At 37.8% G+C, this 3,164-nt stretch carries 4 protein-coding genes; all 4 read left to right on the top strand.

Annotated elements, in window-relative coordinates; translation table 11 throughout:
- Position 1 precedes the first annotated feature (1 nt).
- Positions 2-112 (top strand): IS3 family transposase, encoded by a 111-nt coding sequence (locus tag CRYPD_RS07455; RefSeq protein WP_138145522.1) that lies wholly within the window; start codon positions 2-4, stop codon positions 110-112.
- 473 nt (positions 113-585) lie between these two features.
- Positions 586-732, top strand: coding sequence for a hypothetical protein (locus CRYPD_RS08200; protein WP_171004260.1), 147 nt, complete (start codon positions 586-588; stop codon positions 730-732).
- Between the two features lie 13 nt (positions 733-745).
- Positions 746-1,975, top strand: coding sequence for a bifunctional glutamate N-acetyltransferase/amino-acid acetyltransferase ArgJ (gene argJ, locus CRYPD_RS07450; RefSeq protein WP_138146949.1), 1,230 nt, complete (start codon positions 746-748; stop codon positions 1,973-1,975).
- An 8-nt stretch (positions 1,976-1,983) separates the two neighbouring features.
- Positions 1,984-2,868: a formyltetrahydrofolate deformylase gene (gene purU, locus CRYPD_RS07445; RefSeq protein ID WP_138146948.1), complete on the top strand. Its 885-nt coding sequence runs from the start codon at positions 1,984-1,986 to the stop codon at positions 2,866-2,868.
- Positions 2,869-3,164 lie beyond the last annotated feature (296 nt).

Raw genomic sequence — 3,164 nt, 5'->3', positions numbered from 1 at the left:
AGTGGAAAATGTAGAGAGTTATATTTATTTTTACAATTACAAAAGGATTCATTCAGCTATTGGGTATTTAACCCCAGCAGAAAAGATGGCTGAATTGAAAAAAGTGGCTTGAAATGTGTCCAAGTTGATTAGATCATTACATTACATTGAGCGTGCCTTTAGCTTGCTTAAACTTCATCATGGATTAGAGGGGAATAAAGCCAGAGTGCAACTAATTATCATCTGAAAACTGGAATGAGCATTTTTTAAACAGAGGCGAAGTTTGCAAGATTGTTGTGCCCAATAAGCAAGAAAGGGTTAAGAATAGAGAAATAAATCGATAAAAAGCCAGCTAAAGTGTTTTTTTGGTTTTTATAGGAAAATATGGGAGATTTTAAAAAAAAATTGTAAAAGTTGAAATTAAGATGAAAAATTATAAATTATAAATTTATGCAAAGGTCTCTATGGGTATAAAATGTTGTTTTATAAACGCTGGAAAATTCTTTATCAGATTAGCCATAAAAATAAACAAGTTTTGGTTTCGTTAATTGTTGATAGTAATAGAGATTTTAACAATGTGATTTTAACAGAGACCTTTGCATAAATATGAATAATCATCAAAAATCCACTTTTCACCCGCTTGGCGATTTTTTAAACCCAGCCTTAGCCCTGCTAGGACAAGGTTTAATAAAATCACCAATCTGGCAAAAATTGAATTTTGCTAATCATCCCTATTTATGCAAAGGTCTCTAACAGAAATAAAAAAATGAATAATTTATTAGCTATCAGCGGTATCACTTGTGCGGCAATTAATGCGGGGATTAAAAATGCTCAAAAATCAAGTGCAAATTCAAACCCTAAAGACAACGAAAAACTGGATTTATCCATTATATTTTTCACGCCTGAGACCAAAACAGCGGCAGTTTTTACCCAAAATGTATTTTGTGCCGCACCTGTGTTGGTGGCAAAAAATCACCTAAATTCTACTGTGCGTGCTCTGGTGGTTAATAGTGGTAATGCCAATGCAGGCACGGGCGTTGCGAGTGGCGCCAAGGGGCTAGATAATGCTTATCAAGTGTGTGAATTGGTGGCAAAACAGTTAGATATTAAGGCTGAAGAGGTGTTGCCATTTTCAACAGGGGTGATTGGACAGCCTTTGCCGATGCAGTGTTTTAAGGGTAATATTGCCACGCTTGCATCAAAACTATCTGATGAAAATTTGCCACAAGTGGCACAAGCTATTTTGACTACGGATTTGGTGGAGAAAACTTACACCAAGCAATTTAAAGTGAATGGCAAAACCGTTACCATCAGCGGCATTGCCAAAGGATCAGGTATGATTCGCCCAGATATGGCGACCATGCTCGGTTTTATTTTTACCGATGTTGAGGCCACTCAGCCTGCATTGCAAGCACAACTCACAATTGCGGTTAATCAATCGTTTAACCGCATCACTGTGGACGGCGACACCTCGACCAATGACGCTTGCACGCTGAGTGCAACGGGCGCAAGTGGTGTAAAACTTGCAGATTGTGTGGATGAATTTCAAAGCGCATTAAACCAAGTTAGTCAAATTTTGGCACATAAAATCATTCAAGATGGCGAGGGTGCGACCAAGTTTGTTGAGATTTGCGTCAAGGGTGGTGCTACCAATGAGGACTGCTTAGAGGTGGCTTATACTGTGGCGCATTCGCCGTTGGTTAAGATTGCATTGTTTGCTTCTGATGCGAACTGGGGGCGTATTTTAGCGGCAGTAGGACGGGCTAATATTGCCGATTTAAAGGTCGAAGCTGTGAGTATTTATTTGGGCGAAGTGTGTTTAATTAAAAACGGCGATTTAAACGCAAGTTACACAGAAGTCTCTGGCAGTAAAGAGATGGAGAAGTCCGAAATTACCATTACCATTACCATTGGCAATCATGATACTTTAGAGCGTGTTTGGACAACAGATTTATCTTACGATTATATTAAAATTAACGCCGAATATCGTACATAGGATTGTACTTGAACACTTACCGTTTACTAATCTCTTGCCCTGATGCGCACGGCTTAGTCGCTAAAGTCAGTCAGTTTATTTTTGAACATAATGGCAATATTAAAGAAGCGCATCATCATCTTGATGACCAAAATAAGCGTTTTTTTATGCGCATTGAGATTGAATCAAGCCTTATTAGCAACACACTACCCAAAGGACACACTGAACAGATTCGTTCGCTAGATGAATTTAAACAAGCGTTTACGCAGTTAGCCGAACAATATCAGATGGATTGGCAGATGAATGATTCGGCTCGATCAAAACGAGTGTTGATTATGAGCTCAAAGTCTTCACATTGTGTGGCAGATTTGTTGCATCGTGCGCATGAATCAGAAATGGAGGCAAAAATTGTAGGTGTTTTGTCTAATCATGATAAATTGAAAAAAATAGCCAGTTGGTATGAAGTAGATTTTAAAAAAGTTGCTATTAACAAAGCCACAAAAGCAGCAGATATGGCAAAAATGATGGTAGCAGTTGATGCGTTTAAGCCTGATGTGATTGTGCTTGCACGCTATATGCAAATCATCCCCAAAGCAATGTGTGATAAATATAGCGGCAAGATTATCAATATTCATCACTCTTTTTTACCTTCATTTGTGGGCGCCAATCCTTATCAGCGAGCAGCACAGCGCGGTGTCAAGTTAATTGGCGCAACCTGCCATTATGTAACCAGTGAATTAGACGAAGGTCCAATTATTGAACAAGATGTGCTCAGGGTCAACCACAGTCATAGTGTTAAAGAAATGCAAAAAATGGGGCAGGATATCGAGAAAATCACCTTAGCAAAAGGCTTACAATATCATCTTGAAGACCGAGTTTTGACTTGTAATAACAAAACCATTGTATTTAACTAACTGTTCTCGATAATAAATTCTTTAAAGTATCGTGCAATCGGTGAAAGTTGTGTTTTAACGCTATGCACAACATACCAATGGCGAGTAATTGGAAATTTATCAACATTGAGTTACTTGATAATGTTATTTTTGAGTTCTAATTGAATGGTGTGTTTAGAGACAAAGCCAATCCCATAAGTAGCCAACCCTTAAAAACCCAATTCAAAATAACCAAACCTTATTTAATTACAAGCTTTTGCATACTGCAACATAAACCAATGATGCTTTATAAAAAAATAGCGAACCTTTTGTAAAAA

This window comes from Bathymodiolus heckerae thiotrophic gill symbiont (assembly GCF_900180345.1).
Classification (GTDB): Bacteria; Pseudomonadota; Gammaproteobacteria; order PS1; family Pseudothioglobaceae; genus Thiodubiliella.
This window is presented reverse-complemented; position numbering and strand designations above follow the sequence as displayed.